Origin of the sequence: Pseudomonas sp. NPDC087690, from assembly GCF_044743175.1 — a bacterium.
Lineage (GTDB): Bacteria > Pseudomonadota > Gammaproteobacteria > Pseudomonadales > Pseudomonadaceae > Aquipseudomonas.
This window is the reverse complement of sequence record NZ_JBIUVX010000030.1, coordinates 35,904-55,657: the sequence shown is the minus strand read 5'-3', so window position 1 is coordinate 55,657 and position 19,754 is coordinate 35,904. Positions and strand designations below refer to the sequence as shown.

The window sequence follows — 19,754 nt, the reverse complement described above, 5'->3', positions numbered from 1 at the left end:
GCGCACGCCCCCTGGAGCCTTATGCCACGCTGCTTTTGGTGTACCGAAGATCCGCTGTACATGGCTTATCACGACCAGGAGTGGGGCACGCCGCTACGCGATGCGCAGGGTTTGTTCGAGTTGCTTTTGCTCGAAGGGTTCCAGGCCGGGCTGTCGTGGATCACCGTGTTGCGCAAACGCGAGCGTTATCGCGAGGTGTTGTTCGGCTTCGACGTGCAGCGTGTGGCGCAGATGAGCGACGCTGAAATCGACGAGTTGATGCTTGATCCGGGGATCATCCGCAACCGCCTCAAACTCAATGCCGCCCGCCGTAATGCCCAGGCCTGGCTGGCGCTGGAGGATCCGGTGGGGTTCTTATGGTCGTTTGTTAACGACCAACCGATCATCAATCATTTCAAGGATCGCAGCGAAGTCCCGGCGATCACCCCCGAAGCGCTGGCGATGAGCAAAGGCCTGAAAAAGGCCGGGTTCACGTTCGTCGGCCCGACCATTTGCTACGCATTGATGCAGGCTTCGGGCATGGTCATGGACCACACTCAGGACTGCGACCGCTACGCGCAGCTCGTCAACGGCGGTTAGAATGGCCGCCTCGCGCACCGCACAAGATCAGGAGTGACCTGTGGAAAAGTTTAAAGGCGCCTTGCTGGTAGGCGCTCTGCGGCTGTTTGCCCTGCTGCCATGGCGGGCCGTGCAAGCCGTGGGTTCGGCGATCGGCTGGATCATGTGGAAAACCCCCAACCGCTCCCGCGACGTGGTGCGGATCAACCTCGCCAAATGTTTTCCACAGATGGACCCTGCCGAACGTGAACGTCTGGTCGGGCAGAGCCTGAAAGACATCGGCAAGTCGCTGACCGAAAGCGCCTGCGCGTGGATCTGGCCGGCGCAGCGTTCGATCGATCTGGTGCGCGAAGTCGAGGGCCTCGACATCCTCAAGGATGCATTGGCCTCGGGCAAAGGCGTGGTCGGCATCACCAGCCACCTGGGTAACTGGGAAGTGCTCAATCACTTCTATTGCAGCCAGTGCAAACCAATCATTTTCTACCGTCCGCCCAAGCTCAAGGCGGTGGATGAATTGCTGCGCAAACAGCGCGTGCAACTCGGCAACAAGGTCGCCGCTTCTACCAAGGAAGGCATCCTTAGCGTCATCAAGGAAGTGCGCAAAGGTGGTGCAGTGGGCATTCCCGCTGACCCGGAACCGGCCGAATCCGCCGGGATCTTCGTGCCGTTCTTCGCGACTCAAGCGCTGACCAGCAAATTCGTGCCGAACATGCTCGCTGGTGGCAAAGCCGTCGGCGTGTTCCTGCATGCGCTGCGCCTGCCCGACGGTTCTGGCTACAAAGTGATCCTCGAAGCGGCGCCCGAAGCCATGTACAGCACCGATACTGCCGAATCCTGCGCAGCGATGAGCAAAGTGGTCGAGCGTTATGTGGCGGCGTATCCGAGCCAGTACATGTGGAGCATGAAGCGCTTCAAAAAGCGTCCGCCGGGCGAAGAGCGCTGGTATTAACGAAGTTGGCACACTCTGTGGATAACTTGTAGGAGCTGCCGAAGGCTGCGATCTTTTGATCCTGCTTGAGGTTATCCACAGAACCGTTCATCAAAGGGCGCAACAAGATGTCCGAACACCGCAAATCCTTCCGCATCAAGATCACCCACGACAGCTTTGGCGAATGCCTCGGGCAGACGCGCAACCTGTCGCCTACCGGGGTGTTTGTGCAGCATCCGGTTTTGGCTTCTTTGCCCAAAGGTGCAGTGGTTTACGGCCAGGTGCAGGGGTTACCCACGGGCGCGCCGCGGGTGCGCATGGAAGTGGTGACAGTGGATGCCGACGGTATTGGTCTTCGTTACCTTTGATTCACTGCGCCTGACGATCCAGTTTCTTTAGAAACACCGTCATTTCCTTTTCGGCCTGCTTGTCGCCATGGGCGCGGGCCGCTTCCAGACCGTGTTCCCAGGCTTGCCGCGCGGCGGCGTGATCGCCCAGCGCCAGATGCGCCTTGCCCAACAGTTTCCAAGCGGCCGAATACTTCGGATCAAAACCGACACAGCGCTGGAAATGCTCGGCAGCCTTGGCGTTTTCGCCGAGATCCAGATAGCCCTTGCCCAGGCCGAAGCGCAGCAGAGAGTTATCCACACCCTTGGCGAGCATTTTTTCCAGGGATTCGAGCATGGGAGATTCCTTGAAGGAGGTGTGTCAGGATGAGTCTTGCTTAGGGATATCCCCATCGCGAGCAGGCTCACTCCTACAGGGGAACGCATTCCAAATGTAGGAGTGAGCCTGCTCGCGATGGCGCCAGTCTGATCACCCAAAAATCCGGATCAGAAGAAGCTCAACCCGACATGAAACAGCTTCTCCACATCGCGAATATGCTTTTTATCCACAAGGAACAGAATTACATGGTCGCCCGCCTCGATCACCGTGTCGTCGTGGGCGATGATCACTTGTTCATTGCGGATCACCGCGCCAATCGTGGTGCCCGGCGGCAGGCCGATCTTTTCGATAGGCTTGCCGATGACCTTGCTCGACTTCGCATCACCGTGGGCAATCGCCTCGATGGCTTCCGCCGCACCGCGACGCAGTGAGTGCACGCTGACGATATCGCCACGACGGACGTGAGCCAGCAGCGTGCCGATGGTCGCCAGTTGCGGGCTGATGGCGATGTCGATGTCGCCGCCCTGAATCAGGTCGACATACGCCGGGTTGTTGATGATGGTCATGACCTTCTTCGCCCCCAGCCGTTTCGCCAGCAGCGATGACATGATGTTGGCTTCGTCGTCGTTGGTCAGCGCAAGGAAGATGTCGGCGTCGGCGATGTTCTCTTCCAGCAGCAAATCACGGTCGGAAGCGCTGCCCTGCAACACCACGGTGCTGTCGAGGGTGTCGGAGAGATAGCGGCAGCGCGCCGGGCTCATCTCGATGATCTTCACCTGATAACGGCTTTCGATGGCCTCGGCCAGACGTTCACCGATCTGCCCGCCGCCAGCGATGACGATGCGCTTGTAGGTTTCGTCGAGACGGCGCATTTCGCTCATCACCGCGCGAATATTCTCACGGGCAGCGATGAAAAAGACTTCGTCATCGGCTTCGATCACTGTGTCGCCCTGCGGCAGGATCGGCCGGTCACGGCGGAAAATCGCTGCCACGCGGGTTTCGACATTCGGCATGTGTTCGCGCAATTGGCGCAGTTGCTGACCCACCAACGGCCCGCCGTAATAAGCGCGCACCGCCACCAGTTGCGCCGCGCCTTCAGCGAAGTCGATCACCTGCAACGCACCGGGATGCTGAATCAGGCGTTTGATGTAATTGGTCACCACTTGCTCGGGGCTGATCAGCACATCGACCGGAATCGCTTCGTTCTGGAACAGCTGTTCCTCGCGATTGAGGTAGGACGCTTCGCGCACCCGGGCGATCTTGGTCGGGGTGTGGAACAGTGTGTGGGCGACCTGGCAGGCGACCATGTTGGTTTCGTCGCTGTTGGTCACCGCGACCAGCATGTCGGCGTCGTCGGCACCGGCCTGACGCAACACCGAGGGCAGCGAGCCACGGCCCTGCACGGTACGAATATCGAGGCGGTCGCCGAGGTCGCGCAGGCGTTCGCCGTCGGTGTCGACCACCGTAATGTCGTTGGCTTCACTGGCCAAATGCTCGGCCAGCGAACCGCCGACCTGTCCCGCACCGAGGATGATGATTTTCATCCAGTCACTCCGTTGAATCCGTTTAGCCGCGCGCGGCAGCGATCTTGATCAGCTTGGCGTAGTAGAACCCGTCATGCCCGCCCTGCTGGGCCAGCAATTGGCGACCATGGGGCTGTTTGATCCCGGCGCTGGTGGCCAGATCCAGCTCGCGGGCACTGGGGGTGCGCTCAAGGAACGCGGCGATGACTTCGGTGTTCTCGGTCGGCAGGGTCGAGCAGGTGGCGTACAGCAGGATGCCGCCGACCTCGAGGGTTTTCCACATGGCGTCGAGCAGTTCGCCTTGCAGTTGCGCGAGGGCGACGATGTCGTCCGGCTGACGGGTCAGCTTGATGTCTGGATGACGGCGAATCACACCGGTGGCCGAGCACGGTGCGTCGAGCAGGATGCGCTGGAAGGGTTTGCCGTCCCACCATTTCTCGGTGTCGCGACCGTCGGCGGCGATCAGTTCGGCATCCAGACCCAAGCGCTCAAGGTTCTCTTTGACCCGCACCAGACGCTTGGCTTCCAGATCCACCGCGACTACGCCGGCCAGTGCCGGTTCGGCTTCGAGGATGTGACAGGTCTTGCCACCCGGCGCGCAGCAGGCGTCGAGCACGCGTTGGCCTGGCGCCAGATCGAGCAGGTCGGCAGCCAGTTGCGCCGCTTCGTCCTGCACGCTGATCCAGCCTTCAGCGAAACCCGGCAGGCTGCGCACGTCGGCAGCGGTTTCGAGGATGATGCCGTCGCGGCTGTACACGCATGGCGTTGCAGCAATGCCGGCTTCAGTCAGCAGACCGAGGTAGGCGTCGCGGTTGTGATGGCGACGGTTGACCCGCAGGATCATCGGCGGATGCGCGTTGTTTGCTTCGCAGATGGCTTCCCACTGCTCCGGCCAGAACGCCTTCAGGGATTTTTGCAGCCAGCGCGGGTGAGCGGTGCGCACCACCGGGTCACGTTCCAGCTCGGCGAAAATCGTTTCGCTTTCGCGCTGGGCATTGCGCAACACGGCATTGAGCAGGCCTTTGGCCCACGGCTTTTTCAGCTTGTCGGCGCAACCGACGGTTTCGCCGATGGCGGCGTGGGCCGGCACGCGGGTGTAGAGCAATTGGTAGAGACCGACCAGCAGCAGCGCCTCGACATCGGCGTCGGCCGTTTTGAACGGCTTCTGCAGGAGTTTTTCCGCCAGCGCCGACAGGCGTGGCTGCCAGCGCGCGGTGCCGAACGCCAGATCCTGGGTGAAACCGCGATCGCGATCCTCGACCTTGTCCAGTTGTGTCGGCAGAGAGCTGTTCAGTGAGGCTTTGCCGCTGAGCACGGCGGCGAGTGCCTTGGCGGCGGCCAGACGCGGATTCATTGCGCGTCCACCGCTGCGCCGAGCACGGTGCCGACGGCGAATTTCTCGCGACGGCTGTTGAACAGGTCGCTGAAGTTCAGCGCCTTGCCGCCGGGCAATTGCAGGCGGGTCAGGCACAGCGCCTGCTCACCGCAGGCGACGACCAAACCGTCCTTGCTGGCGCTGAGGATTTCACCCGGTGCGCCTTTACCGTCGGCGAGTGTCGCCGCCAGCACTTTCAGTGCTTCACCGTTAAGGGTGCTGTGGGTGATCGGCCATGGATTGAAGGCGCGTACCAGTCGCTCCAGCTCAACCGCTGGACGGCTCCAGTCGATGCGTGCTTCGTCTTTGTTCAGCTTGTGCGCATAAGTGGCGAGCTCATCGTTCTGCACTTCGCCTTCCAGCGTGCCTGCGGCCAGACCGGCAATCGCCTGCACCACGGCTGGCGGGCCCATTTCGGCGAGGCGGTCGTGCAGCGTGCCGCCAGTGTCTTCACCGGTGATCGGCGTGACGACCTTGAGCAGCATCGGCCCGGTGTCGAGGCCGGCTTCCATGCGCATCACGGTCACACCGCTTTCGGCATCACCATGTTCCACGGCGCGCTGGATCGGCGCCGCACCGCGCCAGCGTGGCAGCAAGGATGCGTGACTGTTGATGCAACCCAGGCGCGGAATATCCAGCACCACTTGCGGCAGGATCAGGCCGTAGGCAACCACCACCAGCAAATCCGGTTTCAGTGCGGCCAACTCGGCTTGAGCGTCGGCGTTGCGCAAAGTCGGCGGCTGCAACACCTGGATATTATTTTCCAGCGCGAGCTGTTTGACCGGGCTCGGCATCAGTTTTTGCCCGCGACCGGCCGGACGATCCGGTTGGGTGTAAACCGCAACGATCTCGTAGGGGCTGTTCAGCAGGGCCTTGAGGTGTTCGGCAGCGAATTCCGGGGTGCCGGCAAAAACGATGCGCAGTGGCTCAGTCATGAAGGGCGTCTCATAAAAAGAAAAAGGCTTGCCGCAGCAAGCCTTTGAAGGAGGGGCATCAAGCGTTCTGGCGGTGCTGCTTTTCCAGTTTCTTCTTGATCCGGTCGCGTTTGAGCGTGGACAGGTAATCGACGAACAATTTGCCGTTGAGGTGGTCGCATTCGTGCTGGATGCACACCGCGAGCAGGCCTTCGGCGATCAGCTCATAGGGCTTGCCGTCGCGGTCCAGCGCCTTGATTTTGACCTTCTGCGGGCGGTCGACGTTTTCGTAGAAACCCGGTACCGACAGGCAGCCTTCCTGGTATTGGTCCATTTCTTCGGTCAGCGATTCGAACTCGGGGTTGATGAACACCCGGGGTTCGGTGCGGTCTTCGGAAAGGTCCATCACGACGATACGTTTGTGCACGTTGACCTGGGTCGCGGCAAGGCCGATGCCCGGCGCTTCATACATTGTTTCAAACATGTCATCGACCAACTGACGCACTTCGTCGTCCACTACAGCCACAGGCTTGGCGATAGTGCGCAGACGCGGGTCCGGGAATTCGAGGATGTTTAAAATGGCCATAGGCTTTGATTGCTGCACACGTTGAGTAAAGTCGGGCGATGGCCTGGCAGGTCCGAAGATGCAGGCTACCGTTGTGAAGCGTAGCTTGTGCATTTTGCACAAGCGAGCCACGGGGGCTCTGACGGTTCACGCGAATGCACATGATAAAGGGATTCACTGCATGAGGAAAACACTACTCGCCCTGCTGCTGTTGGCTTCGGCTGGCGTGGCGCAAGGGCAAGTGCAACTCAGGGAAGGTTTTCCACAGCAATACACGGTGGTTTCGGGGGACACACTCTGGGACATATCCGGCAAATACCTGCGCGAGCCCTGGCAGTGGCCACAGCTGTGGCGGGCCAATCCGCAAATCGAAAACCCCAACCTGATCTATCCCGGCGACACGCTGACGCTCAGTTATGTCGACGGCCAGCCGCGTCTGACCCTGAATCGCGGCGAGTCGCGTGGGACCATCAAGCTCTCGCCACGAATCCGCACCAGCCCTATGGCCGAGGCGATTCCGAGCATTCCGCTGAAATCCATCAACAGTTTTCTGCTGAGCAACCGCATCGTCGACAAGGCTGAAGACTTCGACAAGGCGCCATACATTGTCGCTGGCGATGCCGAACGTGTGCTCAGCGGCACCGGCGACCGCATTTTCGCCCGCGGCCATTTCGACCCGAATCAACCGGTCTACGGGATCTTCCGTCAGGGCAAGGTCTACACCGATCCTGAGACCAAGGAGTTTCTCGGGATCAACGCCGACGACATTGGAGGCGGTGAAATTGTCGCCACCGAGGGTGACGTCGCCACCCTGGCGCTGCAACGTACCACCCAGGAAGTGCGCCTCGGTGACCGCTTGTTCAGCGGCGAAGAGCGTTCGATCAACTCGACCTTCATGCCCAGCGCACCGACCAGCAAGATCAACGGCGTAATCATCGACGTGCCGCGTGGCGTCACCCAGATCGGCGTGATGGATGTGGTCACCCTGAACAAGGGCAAGCGCGACGGTCTGGCTGAAGGCAACGTGCTGGTGGTGATGAAAACCGGCGAAACCGTGCGCGACCGTATCACTGGCCAGCCGCTGAAAATTCCCGATGAACGCGCCGGTTTGCTGATGGTATTCCGCACCTACGACAAGCTCAGTTACGGCCTCGTGCTCAACGCATCGCGCTCGCTGGCGGTGCTCGACAAGGTGCGAAATCCGTAAGCAGGCTTCACAAGTTACCAACAGAGTTATCCACAGCTTGTTCCGAATGGTTCGGGGCTTATAACGATCAAGGATGATCCATGATGATGTCTGCCTGCACACCAGTTTCCCCTGCGGAACTGGAAGCGCGCCTGCGCCTGCACCGCTTGCCGGAAATCGGCCCCAAGCGTTTTAGCAAATTGCTCGAAGCCTTTGGCTCGGCGTCGAAAGCCATCAGCGCCCCGGCCAGCGCCTGGCGATCCCTGGGCATGCCGGCGTCGAGTGCCGACGCGCGGCGTTGCCCTGACGTGCGTGACGGTGCCAGCCACGCAATGCGCTGGCTAGAGCGCCCGGGGCATCATTTGTTGATGTGGGATCAGGCGGATTACCCGGCGCTGCTGGCGCAGATTCCCGATCCGCCGCCGTTGCTGTTTGTCGCTGGCGATCCGCTGATTCTGGAAAATCCGCAACTGGCGATGGTCGGTAGCCGCCGCGCCTCGCGTCCGGGAATGGACACGGCGACCGCGTTTTCCCGCAGCCTCGCCGGAGCGGGTTTTGTGATTAACAGTGGTTTGGCGCTGGGCATTGATGCCGCCGCGCATCAAGCCGCGTTGGATGTCGGCGGGTTGACCATCGGTGTGCTGGGCACCGGGCTGGAAAACTTTTATCCACAGCGTAATCGGCGCTTGGCAGACGCGATGATCGCCTCGGGCAGCGCGGTGGTTTCAGAGTTTCCGCTGGACGCCGGGCCGACGCCGAGCAACTTCCCACGGCGTAACCGGATCATCAGCGGTTTGTCCCTCGGCGTGCTGGTAGTCGAGGCCAGCGTCGCCAGTGGTTCATTGATTACCGCGCGCCTGGCGGCGGAACAGGGACGCGAGGTGTATGCGATTCCAGGCTCCATCCATCACCCCGGCGCGCGAGGCTGCCACCAGTTGATCCGTGACGGCGCGGTGTTGGTGGAAACCATCGAGCACATCCTCGAAGCGTTGCGTGGCTGGCAGCATTTACCGTTGTCCACAGACACACCAAAAGCCGATCACCCCTTGCTCGCCCTGCTCCACGCCGCGCCGCACACCAGCGAAGCCTTGGCCGGCAGCAGCGGCTGGGGGCTACCCAAAGTGCTGGCGGCGCTCACCGAACTGGAAATGGATGGTCGCGCCGTGTGCGAAAACGGTCGCTGGTTGGCCAGGACGAGCTAGGTTTTACAAGGAAGATCGGTAAACTGCGCGAAACCTGTTTGCGGAGAGTTTTTTCATGGTCAACAGTTGGCGTGTGCAACAAGCCGCACGAGAGATTCGCGCCGGGGCGGTGATTGCCTATCCAACCGAAGCCGTCTGGGGGCTGGGTTGCGACCCGTGGAATGAAGAAGCGGTGGATCGGCTGCTGGCGATCAAGAATCGTTCGGTGGTCAAAGGCCTGATTCTGGTCGCCGACAACATTCGCCAGTTCGACTTCCTGTTCGAGGACTTCCCGCAAGAGTGGATCGACCGCATGGCCAGCACCTGGCCGGGGCCGAACACCTGGCTGGTGCCGCATCAGGGCTTGTTGCCGGAATGGGTCACCGGCATGCACGACACCGTAGCGCTGCGCGTCAGTGATCACCCGCAGGTGCGCGACTTGTGTTCGATGGTCGGGCCGTTGATTTCAACCTCGGCCAACCCACAGGGACGCCCGGCGGCGCGTACGCGTTTACGGGTTGAGCAATATTTCCGTGGGCAGGTTGATCTGGTGCTGGGCGGTAGCCTCGGCGGACGGAAAAACCCTAGCGTCATACGTGATCTTGCAACCGGTAAGGTCATTCGTCCCGACTGACCCGATTTCTACCTGATGGGCTTGCGAACTCCTCGACTGCATAGACGAGGAGTTTTTCGTCCGCCTGCGATTTATCCCTGGATCTGTCGCGCAAGTTAAACAATATGTTGTTTATATTGGTTCTTCGTGTGTCAGATAAAATCTATAAACAAGAAGTTTCAGTAACTTTTCCCACGTCATTATCAGAAGTCGCGCAGTGGCGATATTTCCAAAAGCATCCATTATTTCAATGCGCTCAGGAAACTTCGATAAGTTAACGTCTGCGGAGAAGGAATGGACACTACGAATTTACAACTCAAGGACTATCTGCAGGGGCTTCAGGAAACGCTGAACAAGCAACATGCTGATTATCGAATCGCTATTCTCGATACGGGAGCAGACATCAGCGAGTTTGAACGATTCATCGGCCGCCAGTTTCGTCTGCGGTTAAAGCATTACATGCTGACTTCCAGAGCCAGGGCACTTGAAACGAAGCTGGCGATTTCATCGCGCAGCACGCATTTTCTGTTGTACCAGCGCGATCAACTGACGGCGGTATTAAGAGTGACCCCCTCGCCGTTCGAATGGGCATCGCTGGCCCATCAGTATGTCTCGCCGACCGTGGCGCTGGCGCGTCATGTCGAGTTCAGTCGCCTGATTACCCATTCGCAGCAACACCGGCCGGTACCGATCAATGCGCTGCTGGCTGCCGCCACCGAATGGGCGATCGATCGCGGGTATCAAGGCGTTACCGCTTTGTGCAGACCACCTCAACGACGTCTGTTCCAGCGTTTCGGCCTGACGCCGCTCACCTCAAGCTCAGTGCATATCGAACAACGCGCTCGTGGTGATTACTGGCTGTTGTCTGCCGAATGGCGGCAAATCCTTACCGCGCTTCAACAGCCCTGCCCCATTAACGCCAATTACCCGGAGACTCACAATGAATGCGTCCGTCAGTTTTGAACAACAGTTGATTGTGCTTGATCAGCGAATTGAAAAGGCTTGGGCCGATATTCTGGATAATTCCCGGTTGGTCAAGGCCATCCGCGAAGCCAGTGTCTCCAAAGCGTTATATGCGATCTATATGATCGAGACGTTTCATTACACCGCGCACAATGCACGAAACCAGGGCCTTGTCGGCGTGCGACATGCTGATAATCCGGTATATGCAAAGTTCTGTTTTGAACATGCGGCGCAAGAAGTCGGTCATGAAAAAATGGCTCTGCATGATGTTATGAGTCTGGGTTTGAAAAATGAAAGCTTTGATATACCGTCGGCACTTCCTGAAACTGAGGTACTGATTGCGTATTTGTACTGGATTTCTTTTACCGGTAATCCGTTACAGCGGCTTGGATACAGTTACTGGGCGGAAAACGCCTATCACTTCATTACTCCGCTGATCGACAAACTGAGTGAAACACTGGCTCTGAAGCCAGCACAGCTGACGTTCTTCATTGCTCACTCAGATATCGATGTCGAGCATTTCAACGAGATCAAATTGATCCTGCAACGCACCTGCAAGCACCAGGCTGACTGGGATGCCATTGCCACCGTGATGGAAACCAGTCTGCGCCTGACCGGCAACATGCTTGAGGCGGTTTACAAGCAGTATGAGGCCTGGCAAAACGGCCGCGCGCCGCGGTATGAATTCCTTCATGCCCTGGATAAATCATGATGCCCTCAAGTGCGTTCCCGGGATGGGTACGTGGAGGTTGTGATGGCTGAATACTTCAAGCGATTGAACTACGCGCTGGGGGATGAAGACACGGCGCTCGAGTACTCGATTCTGCCCGAGCATGCCCGGCACGTGGCGGGCGTTGCCGGTTGTGGTGGTCGCGTTCTGCCGTTGCTGGCCCGCAGTCCGGCCCGCATGACTTGCGTGGATATCAGTGCGCCACAACTGGCCTTTACCCGCTTGCGTTTTGCCTTGCTGGCGCAGACCGATCACGATTCATTCATGGACTTCATGGGTTACCGATCGGGGACTTCGGCGATAAGGCGCCAGTCCATTTTTCAGCAACTGGACCTGCCCTCGGCGGATCGTCACTGGCTGGCGGACCTGTTTCATTCCCGTCATTGGCAGGCACCGGTTTACATGGGGGCCTTCGAGCAGACCCTGCAGCGATTGGCAAAGATCAACGGACTGTTCACCGGTAAGGCCGGCCGAGCGATTTTCCAGTGCGACGACCTGGGCGAGCAAGCGGCGTATTACTCAAGCCATTTCCCTCTCAAACGCTGGAAGGCTGTGGTCGCCTTGTTGGGAAATGCAGCGGTGCTGAATTCGCTGCTGTACCGCGGGGCATTTCCTCGCAACAACCTGGGTGTCAGTTCCCGCGAGGTGTATCTGGGTATTTTCCATACCTTGTTTACCACGCAGGTCGTGCGCGAAAGCTTTTTCCTGCAAATGCTGTTTTTCGGTGAACTGCGATATCCGCAAGGCTTGCCGCTTGAGTGTGATCCGCAGGTTTTCCGACAGGCTCGCAAGGCACTTCAGGTGTGCGAGTTGAGCGTGGTGCAGGGGGATATTTTCGACTGCGTTGCCAGGTGCAGGGATGTCGATTTTGTCTCGCTTTCCGACGTGACTTCATTCTTGCCCCCAGCCGACAGCAGCCGTGTCCTGCAGCGAATCCAGCCTGCCTTGAGCACGCATGCGCTGACGGTCATTCGCGGCCATTTGCATGTGGTCAGGCCCGATAGCAAAGGCTTCTGCGACGTTACCATGCAGTATCAGGACGCCATCGCACGCGAAAAAACCCAACTCTGGCGAGTACAGGTGTACCGCCATACCTCATCTGTGCAGGTATCTCGATGAATACACCTCATCCGACCGTCAATTGGGTCAAGAACCGCGTTCGTCAGGCGCGTGACGATCAGCAGCAACTGTTCGATGCCGGGCTCAATGGCCTGCAGCTGGTGAAGCGCGAGGGCAAGGTCATAGAGTTGGGCAATGGCGAACAGTTGACCGAGTTTCTTTCATGCTCCTATCTGGGCCTGGAGAGCGATCCCCGTCTGATTCAAGGCGCAGTGCAAGCCGTCGAGTCTTTCGGTGTGCAGTTCGCGGCCGCCCGGACCCGAGCGCTGCTGCCGCCGATGCGTGAACTCGATGAGCAGTTGAACCGCATATTCCAGGGGCATACGGTGACGTTCAACTCGGTGGGCAGCGCTCATCTGGGTTGTCTGCCACTGCTGGGCTCCGGCGAGTTGCCATCGTATCCCTTGCGGCGCGGCCCAGGCTGGATCGTTGACCGCGCCGCCCATGCCTCGATGCAAGTGCTGCAAGGCATCCTGTGGCAGTTCGGCCCGGTCCAGCGCTGCGATTGCAGTGATCTTCAGCAAGTCGAAGACGCCTGCTCCATCGCTGTCGCTGCAGGCAATACGCCCATCATCCTGACTGACAGCATTGGCTCGATGCGCGGGCTTTATCCCGTTAATCGATTGCTGCAACTGGCTGAGCGCTTTGAGGGTTACCTCTATGCGGATGACGCTCACGGCACGTCGATCCATGGCGAGGCCGGAGGCGGCTATGCCCTTGTTGCTGCCACTGAGCCGTTGCGCGCTCGTTTGATCCTGCTGTCGTCGTTGTCCAAGGCCTTCGGTGCAACCGGCGGTGCGATTACTGTGCTGACCGCGGCGGATGCCGAGCTGATTCGGCGCCATGCCTCGACTTATACCTTCGGTGGGCCACTGTCCATGGGCGGTGTCGGCGCGGCCGTCGCCTCGGCCAATATTCATCTTTCTGCACAACTAGGCCGGTTGCAGGCCTCGCTATGGCGAAACGTGGCGGTAATTGATGACCTGCTCGGGCCGGTGCTGGGCAATCACCAGATTGCTTCACCCATACGTTTTGTCCGGGTCGGCGCCGAGCGTGACGCCATCAACCTGGCGTTGCACCTGCGTCGGCACGCCATCGCGGTCACCACTGCCTTGTTTCCGGTGGTAGCCAAGGGTGAAGCCATACTGCGGCTGGCCATCAGTGCGAATCACAGCCACGCCCAGTTGGAACATCTGGCCAGTGTCGTCAACGACGGGTTCGCCGAACTGGGCATTCGTCAGGGAGAGCCGCGGCATGCGCAGTGATCCTATGAGGCAGGCCAGTTCGAACGCCATTCACGCGGCAGCGACAGAAGCCTTCACGAGAAAGTTGGCCCATGCGCGATCCCTGCCATGGTTCTGCACGTTGTATCCGCAGATTCGGCACGTACAGACCGCAGAGGATCTGCATCGGCTTCCGATCCTGGCTGTGGAGGACGAACAGGGTGGCTTGCTGTTTACCCAACTCGGCGCAGCGTCACACCGTGCGCCGGGTGGCGGGCTGACCCTGACCTCGGGTGGCAGCACCGGTAACCGCAAGCACATTACCCATTCCTGGGCATTCAACGAAAGCATCGTGCCCCTTGGGGCGCGGATGTTCGCTGCGACCGATGAGCATCCCCGTGTCGTCATTAATTGCCTCACGCCCGGTGAAATGCAGGGTGCCTTTCAATACGCGGCGGCCATCGTCCAGCACATCGGCGCGCGCCTGCTGCCTGCAGGCGCACTGATGGGCGTTCAGCGCATAGCCGGGTTGATTCAGTCACAAGCGGCCGATGCACTGATCTGCACCCCCTCTTTTGCGGCGGCACTGTTCAATCATGCCGATGTCGATAAGGCGCAGTTGAGCAGTCTGAGATGGCTCTACTACATTGGCGAACCCTGCCGTCAGCCCCTGCGTGAACAACTGGCCCGGGACTGGCCGGCCTTGAGCATACGGTCGTTGGGCTATAGCTCGACGGAGACCGGGCCGATCGGCTTCCAGTGTGCGCACCTCGAACATGGTTTCTACCATCTGCACGCGGATGCGATGCTGCTTGAAGTGGTTGATCCCGTCAGCCTGCGAGCGCTGGCCGACGGTGAAACCGGCGAGTTTCTGCTGACCCCTTTGCTGCCCGATCAGGTGCCGTTGCTGCGGTACCGCATTGGCGACCGTGGCCGACTCCTGGGCAGGCAATCGAACTGTGCCTGTGGCAGCGCTCTGCCAATACTGGAGCTGGAGGGGCGAGTCGAGAGCTCGATCAAGCTGGGCGGTGCGCTCATCACTCAGAAACAGGTTCTGAGCGTGCTCGCAGAGGCGTTGCCCGAACTGCATGCATCGGATGTGCAGGTGCAAATCGATCGACAGGCCGACGGCGCGCACATGTGGCTGCTCATCGCGCAGGAGCGATTGCCGGCCGGTGCAGAACGCATTATCGAAGGGGCTTTGCGCAACGAGGCGCAAGCGAGCGCATTGCTCGGACTGCCAGGTGTGCTGGGCTTGCAGGTGCGGCGTCTGGCTCGGGGTGACTTTGAAACCACCGTGGCCGGCAAAACGCCGTTCTTCGTTGAGTTGCGAGGCGCCTCGGGCGAGTCATGACGACTCGTCCGGGGGCTTCGTTGGCTGGCTACGTGTCAGGGCAGCAGGACGGTGGAGCCGGTGGTGCGCCGTGCCGACAATTCGGTTTGCGCCTTCGCCGCATCAGCCAGTGGGTAACGCTGGCTGATGTCCACCTTCAACTTGCCGCTGATGATCATCTCGAACAATTCATCGGCCATCCGCTGCAGATTCTCGGCATTGTTGGCATAAGTCGCCAGGGTCGGCCGGGTCACGTAGAGCGAACCCTTGGCGGCCAGAATACCCAGGTTCACGCCGTCCACCGCACCCGAGGCATTGCCGAAGCTCACCACCAGGCCGCGCGGCGAAACGCTGTCGAGGGAAGTCAGCCAAGTGTCCTTGCCAACACCGTCATAGACCACCGGGACTTTCTTGCCATCGGTCAATTCCAGCACGCGCTGCGCAACGTTTTCGTGGCTGTAATCGATCGTCGCCCACGCCCCGTTGGCCTTGGCCAGTTCGGCTTTCTCTTTGGAACTTACGGTGCCAATCAGCTTCACGCCCAGTGCCTTGGCCCATTGGCAGGCCAGTGAACCGACACCCCCGGCAGCGGCATGGAACAGAATGGTTTCGCCACCCTTGAGCTCATAGGTCTGGCGCAGCAGATATTGCACGGTCAGGCCTTTGAGCATGACCCCGGCAGCCGTTTCGAAACTGATTTCGTCGGGCAGGTGCACCAGATTGTCTTGGGGCAAAACGTGCAACTCGCTGTAAGCGCCCAATGGGCCGCTGCCAAAGGCGACGCGATCACCGACTTTGAACCGGGTGACGTCGCTGCCCACGGCATCGACGATGCCCGCACCTTCAGCACCCAGGCCGGACGGCAAGGCTGGCGGCGCGTAAAGGCCGCTGCGGTAATAGGTATCAATGAAGTTCAGGCCGATGGCCTTGTTGGCCACACGCACCTGATTCGGGCCGGGGGTAGCGGGTTCGTAGTCAACATATTCGAGCACTTCGGGGCCGCCGTGGGCGCGGAACTGGATACGCTTTGCCATCTGCCTGCTCTCCTTGGGTCTTTCGTGAGCCCCCTATCCAACTCCCATGCTTGATCTTCGTCAACTGCGGCGCGTTAGTCTGCGGTGGTATGCTACGCGCCCATTTGCGTCGCCCGCCCGCGGGGCGCCGCCCGATTCAAGGTGAAGCCATGACGACCCGCACCGACGCCGTAAAGGCCTATCTGCTCGACCTGCAAGACCGCATCTGCGCCGCACTCGAACTCGAAGACGGCGGCACGCGCTTCGTCGAAGACGCCTGGACCCGGCCCGCTGGCGGTGGCGGTCGCACCCGCGTGATCGAGAACGGCACGCTGATCGAAAAGGGCGGCGTCAACTTCTCCCACGTCTTCGGCAGCGGTCTGCCACCGTCCGCGAGCGCCCATCGCCCGGAATTGGCCGGTCGCGGTTTTGAAGCCCTCGGCGTGTCGCTGGTGATTCACCCACACAACCCGCATGTGCCGACGTCCCACGCCAACGTGCGCTTTTTCATCGCCGAGAAGGAAGGTGAAGAGCCGGTCTGGTGGTTCGGCGGCGGCTTCGACCTGACCCCGTATTACGGCAACGAAGCAGACTGCATCCACTGGCACCGCGTCGCCGAACAGGCCTGCGCGCCGTTCGGCGCGGACGTCTACCCGCGCTACAAAGCCTGGTGCGACACCTACTTCCACATCAAGCATCGCCACGAACCGCGCGGCATCGGCGGTCTGTTTTTCGATGACCTGAACGAGTGGGACTTCGATACCAGCTTCGCTTTCATGCGCGCCATCGGTGACGCTTACATCGACGCTTATCTGCCGATCGTGCAACGACGCAAAAACGATGCGTTCAGCGCTCAACAGCGTGAATTCCAGGAATTTCGCCGTGGCCGCTACGTCGAATTCAACCTGGTCTACGACCGCGGCACGCTGTTCGGTCTGCAATCGGGCGGGCGTACCGAATCGATTCTGATGTCGCTGCCGCCGCAAGTGCGCTGGGGCTACGACTGGAAGGCTGAGCCGGGCAGCGAAGAAGCGCGCCTGACCGAATATTTCCTGCAAGATCGCGACTGGCTGGCCGAGGCCTGAGGATTGCTGATGGATCGTTACGTCGTTTTCGGTAACCCGATCGGCCACAGCAAATCGCCGATGATTCACAAGCTGTTCGCTGAACAGACCGGCCAGAGTCTCGACTACAGCACGCTGCTGGCGCCGCTCGACGACTTCTCCGCCTGCGCCACGGCGTTTTTCCAGGAAGGTCGCGGCGCCAACGTCACCGTGCCGTTCAAGGAAGATGCTTACCGTCTGGCCAACAGCCTGACGGCTCGCGCGCAACGGGCCGGCGCGGTGAACACCCTGAGCAAACTGGCCGACGGCTCGCTGCTCGGCGACAACACCGACGGCGCCGGACTGGTGCGTGATCTGACGGTGAATGCCGGGTTCAGCCTGACCGGCAAACGCATCCTGTTGCTGGGTGCTGGCGGTGCAGTGCGTGGGGCGCTGGAGCCGTTGCTGGCGGAGAAGCCGGCGTCGGTGATCATTGCCAATCGCACGGTGGACAAGGCTGAGCTGCTGGCCGAGTTGTTCTGCGATCTGGGGCCGGTGTCGGCCAGTGGTTTCGACTGGTTGCGCGAGCCGGTGGACGTGATCATCAATGCCACTTCGGCGAGCCTCACCGGTGATGTACCGCCGATTGCGCCTAGCTTGATCGAGCCGGGCAAGACCCTGTGCTACGACATGATGTACGGCAAAGAGCCGACGGCGTTTTGCCGCTGGGCCAGCGAGCAGGGTGCGGTGTTGGTGATGGATGGGTTGGGGATGTTGGCGGAGCAGGCCGCCGAGGCGTTCTTCCTGTGGCGGGGCGTCCGACCCGACACGGCGCCAGTGCTGGCCGAACTCCGCCGCCAACTGGCCCAGTAATCCTTGTAGGAGTGAGCCTGCTCGCGATAGCGGAGTATCAGTTGAAACATGTGTATCTGACACTCCGCTATCGCGAGCAGGCTCACTCCTACAGGGGTATGCTGTTATTGTTGGATCAATCCTCAAACCGGATCGGACATTTCTCCGGCCCTTCCAGCTTGCGCAACTCTTCCACCACCTGCGGCCGCGCCCCGCGCAGCGTCAAACTGCGATTCTGACTCAACAACCGCCGCGCCTCCTGATGCAGCATCTCCACCCCCGAATAGTCGATGAAGTTGATCTGCTGCGCCTCGATCACCACCCGCTCGCCGTGCATGCGTTGCAGGCGCACTTGCAGGTAGTGGCTGGCGCCGAAAAAGATCGAGCCGCCGACGCGTAAAACATCGTCCTCACCGTCGCGCCAATGCTGCACACGCGGTTGCGAAGTGCGCTTGAGGTAGAAAAACAGTGAGGCCAGCACGCCGGCATAAATCGCCGTTTGCAGTTCCAGCAGCAAGGTCGCGAGGCACGTCAGCGCCATCACCACGAATTCCGCACGGCTGACCCGCAGCAACGCACGAATCCCGCGATGATCGACCAAGCCCCAGGCGATCAACAGAATGCTTCCGGCCATGGCGGGAATCGGAATATGCGAAATCAGCCCCGCGCCGAAAATCGCAAACAACGCCACCCAGATCGCCGAAAAGATCCCGGCCAGCGGCGAGCAGGCGCCCGCCTCGTAGCTCAAGCCCGAACGGGTAAACGATCCCGCCGACAACGACCCGGAAAAGAACGCGCCGACAATATTCGATAGACCCTGCGCGCGGACTTCCTGATTGGCATCAAGCAACTGTTGCGACCGCGCCGAAATCGAGCGGGCAATCGACAGGCTGGTGACCAGCCCAAGCATGCCCACCGCCACGGCGCTCGGTAGCAACCGCAGAATCAAATCCAGATCCAGCGGCAACGCACTGAACGGTGGCAACCGCCCAACGAATGCGCTGACCAAATGCACGTGGCCGAACATCGCCGGCCACAGCCATACCAGCAGGCTGGCCAATACGAGGGTTATCAATAGCGTCGGCCAGCGCGGCAGCAATTGTTTCAACACCACACCGACGACCACTGTCGCCACACCGAGCAGCAGCGACGGTTTATCCACAGACCGGAAGTGTTGCAGCAGATCCATCAGACTCGCTAGCGCCGTAGCCTGCGCCGGCAGTTCCAGCCCCAGCAGGTTCGGCAATTGCCCGATGGCAATCACCACCGCCGCGCCGAGGGTGAACCCCAGCACCACCGAGTGCGAGACGAAATTCACCAGCGCGCCGAAGCGCAGCAAACCGAGCAACCACTGGAAAACTCCGGCCAGGAAAGTCAGCAGCAGGATCAGGGTGATGTAGTCCTGCGACGCCGGCAGCGCTAAAGGGCTGACGCTGGCGTACAGCACAATCGAAATCGCTGCGGTCGGGCCACAGATCAAATGCCACGATGAGCCCCACAGACAGGCGATCAACACCGGGATGATCGCGGCGTAGAGACCGTATTCAGGTGGCAGGCCGGCGATCAGTGCGTAGGCAATCGACTGGGGTAACGCGAGAATCGCACCGCTGAGGCCGACGATCAGATCCCGTCCGACGCTGGCGCGGGTCTGTCGCGGTAGCCAGGTGAGGAAGGGGAAGAGAGAGTGGCGGCTGGGGAAGGCCATGGGTCCTCGCGGTTGGGGTTTTGTTCAAGGTTATCAGGGTGACAGGGAAAGGGCCCTCACCCTAGCCCTCCCGAAACGTCGGACCGCCCGGAGGGAGAGGGGACTGACCGAGGTGTTTGGTGGAGATGCACCGACCTGCAATTTCGGAGTTGAGCGTAAGTTTAGAATCCAACAACGATCGGCTCCCTTTCCCCTCGCCCCCTTGGGGGAGAGGGCTGGGGTGAGGGGGCAAAAATCTCAAGCCGATCACTCATCCAGCCACCC

The 19,754-nt window shown here is 60.3% G+C and carries 20 protein-coding genes; 13 read left to right on the top strand and 7 right to left on the bottom strand.

Features of this window, described 5'->3' with window-relative positions; all coding sequences use genetic code 11:
* Positions 1–21 precede the first annotated feature (21 nt).
* The 3 genes from ACIPIZ_RS22265 (at position 22) to ACIPIZ_RS22255 (ending at position 1,854) form a co-directional block, all read left to right on the top strand.
* A complete protein-coding gene (locus tag ACIPIZ_RS22265; RefSeq protein WP_064389686.1) occupies positions 22–579 on the top strand; it encodes a DNA-3-methyladenine glycosylase I in 558 nt (185 codons plus the stop codon).
* Positions 580–619: 40 nt separating this feature from the next.
* On the top strand, positions 620–1,507 hold the full coding sequence (locus tag ACIPIZ_RS22260) for a lysophospholipid acyltransferase (protein WP_064389687.1): 888 nt from the start codon (positions 620–622) through the stop codon (positions 1,505–1,507).
* Positions 1,508–1,614: 107 nt separating this feature from the next.
* The gene (locus ACIPIZ_RS22255) at positions 1,615–1,854 is read left to right on the top strand and encodes a PilZ domain-containing protein (RefSeq protein WP_007911864.1); all 240 of its coding nucleotides are present in this window, start codon (positions 1,615–1,617) and stop codon (positions 1,852–1,854) included.
* 1 nt (position 1,855) lies between these two features.
* Here ACIPIZ_RS22255 and ACIPIZ_RS22250 read toward each other — a convergent pair whose 3' ends face one another.
* From ACIPIZ_RS22250 to def, 5 genes are all read right to left on the bottom strand, one after another.
* Positions 1,856–2,170, bottom strand: a complete 315-nt coding sequence (locus ACIPIZ_RS22250; RefSeq protein ID WP_122855359.1) for a tetratricopeptide repeat protein — start codon at positions 2,168–2,170, stop codon at positions 1,856–1,858.
* 149 nt (positions 2,171–2,319) lie between these two features.
* A complete protein-coding gene (gene trkA / locus ACIPIZ_RS22245; protein WP_007911861.1) occupies positions 2,320–3,696 on the bottom strand; it encodes a Trk system potassium transporter TrkA in 1,377 nt (458 codons plus the stop codon).
* Between the two features lie 22 nt (positions 3,697–3,718).
* On the bottom strand, positions 3,719–5,029 hold the full coding sequence (gene rsmB / locus ACIPIZ_RS22240) for a 16S rRNA (cytosine(967)-C(5))-methyltransferase RsmB (RefSeq protein WP_105704755.1): 1,311 nt from the start codon (positions 5,027–5,029) through the stop codon (positions 3,719–3,721).
* A complete protein-coding gene (gene fmt / locus ACIPIZ_RS22235; protein WP_105704756.1) occupies positions 5,026–5,985 on the bottom strand; it encodes a methionyl-tRNA formyltransferase in 960 nt (319 codons plus the stop codon). The genes rsmB and fmt overlap by 4 nt, the downstream gene beginning before the upstream one ends.
* A 58-nt stretch (positions 5,986–6,043) precedes the next feature.
* Positions 6,044–6,550 carry a peptide deformylase gene (def, locus tag ACIPIZ_RS22230; RefSeq protein ID WP_038359594.1) on the bottom strand — a complete coding sequence of 169 codons (507 nt, stop codon included), beginning with the start codon at positions 6,548–6,550 and terminating at the stop codon, positions 6,044–6,046.
* Positions 6,551–6,710: 160 nt separating this feature from the next.
* Between def and ACIPIZ_RS22225 the strand changes: the two genes are divergently transcribed.
* The 8 genes from ACIPIZ_RS22225 to ACIPIZ_RS22190 all read left to right on the top strand — a co-directional run bounded on the left by ACIPIZ_RS22225 (position 6,711) and on the right by ACIPIZ_RS22190 (position 14,898).
* Positions 6,711–7,736 carry a LysM peptidoglycan-binding domain-containing protein gene (locus tag ACIPIZ_RS22225; protein WP_064389692.1) on the top strand — a complete coding sequence of 342 codons (1,026 nt, stop codon included), beginning with the start codon at positions 6,711–6,713 and terminating at the stop codon, positions 7,734–7,736.
* Between the two features lie 80 nt (positions 7,737–7,816).
* Positions 7,817–8,917, top strand: a complete 1,101-nt coding sequence (gene dprA / locus ACIPIZ_RS22220) for a DNA-processing protein DprA (RefSeq protein ID WP_064389693.1) — start codon at positions 7,817–7,819, stop codon at positions 8,915–8,917.
* A 55-nt stretch (positions 8,918–8,972) separates the two neighbouring features.
* The gene (locus tag ACIPIZ_RS22215) at positions 8,973–9,530 is read left to right on the top strand and encodes an L-threonylcarbamoyladenylate synthase (protein WP_064389694.1); all 558 of its coding nucleotides are present in this window, start codon (positions 8,973–8,975) and stop codon (positions 9,528–9,530) included.
* Between the two features lie 273 nt (positions 9,531–9,803).
* Complete coding sequence (locus ACIPIZ_RS22210) at positions 9,804–10,472, top strand: hypothetical protein (protein WP_105704757.1); 669 nt, start codon at positions 9,804–9,806, stop codon at positions 10,470–10,472.
* A complete protein-coding gene (locus tag ACIPIZ_RS22205) occupies positions 10,450–11,184 on the top strand; it encodes an iron-containing redox enzyme family protein (RefSeq protein WP_150647473.1) in 735 nt (244 codons plus the stop codon). Before ACIPIZ_RS22210 ends, ACIPIZ_RS22205 begins: the two co-directional genes overlap by 23 nt.
* A 42-nt stretch (positions 11,185–11,226) precedes the next feature.
* On the top strand, positions 11,227–12,321 hold the full coding sequence (locus ACIPIZ_RS22200) for a DUF3419 family protein (protein ID WP_163030170.1): 1,095 nt from the start codon (positions 11,227–11,229) through the stop codon (positions 12,319–12,321).
* The gene (locus ACIPIZ_RS22195; RefSeq protein ID WP_105704760.1) at positions 12,318–13,586 is read left to right on the top strand and encodes an aminotransferase class I/II-fold pyridoxal phosphate-dependent enzyme; all 1,269 of its coding nucleotides are present in this window, start codon (positions 12,318–12,320) and stop codon (positions 13,584–13,586) included. The genes ACIPIZ_RS22200 and ACIPIZ_RS22195 overlap by 4 nt, the downstream gene beginning before the upstream one ends.
* Positions 13,576–14,898 carry a phenylacetate--CoA ligase family protein gene (locus ACIPIZ_RS22190; RefSeq protein ID WP_401167447.1) on the top strand — a complete coding sequence of 441 codons (1,323 nt, stop codon included), beginning with the start codon at positions 13,576–13,578 and terminating at the stop codon, positions 14,896–14,898. Before ACIPIZ_RS22195 ends, ACIPIZ_RS22190 begins: the two co-directional genes overlap by 11 nt.
* Before the next feature lie 35 nt (positions 14,899–14,933).
* On the opposite strand, the gene ACIPIZ_RS22185 is transcribed toward ACIPIZ_RS22190, so the two are convergent.
* Positions 14,934–15,911, bottom strand: coding sequence for an NADPH:quinone reductase (locus ACIPIZ_RS22185; RefSeq protein WP_253481114.1), 978 nt, complete (start codon positions 15,909–15,911; stop codon positions 14,934–14,936).
* A gap of 149 nt (positions 15,912–16,060) precedes the next feature.
* On the opposite strand from ACIPIZ_RS22185, the gene hemF reads away from it, so the two are divergent.
* Complete coding sequence (hemF, locus tag ACIPIZ_RS22180) at positions 16,061–16,975, top strand: oxygen-dependent coproporphyrinogen oxidase (protein WP_064389700.1); 915 nt, start codon at positions 16,061–16,063, stop codon at positions 16,973–16,975.
* 9 nt (positions 16,976–16,984) lie between these two features.
* Complete coding sequence (aroE, locus tag ACIPIZ_RS22175) at positions 16,985–17,806, top strand: shikimate dehydrogenase (protein ID WP_401167443.1); 822 nt, start codon at positions 16,985–16,987, stop codon at positions 17,804–17,806.
* 115 nt (positions 17,807–17,921) lie between these two features.
* On the opposite strand, the gene ACIPIZ_RS22170 is transcribed toward aroE, so the two are convergent.
* On the bottom strand, positions 17,922–19,490 hold the full coding sequence (locus ACIPIZ_RS22170; RefSeq protein WP_401167441.1) for a SulP family inorganic anion transporter: 1,569 nt from the start codon (positions 19,488–19,490) through the stop codon (positions 17,922–17,924).
* Positions 19,491–19,754 lie beyond the last annotated feature (264 nt).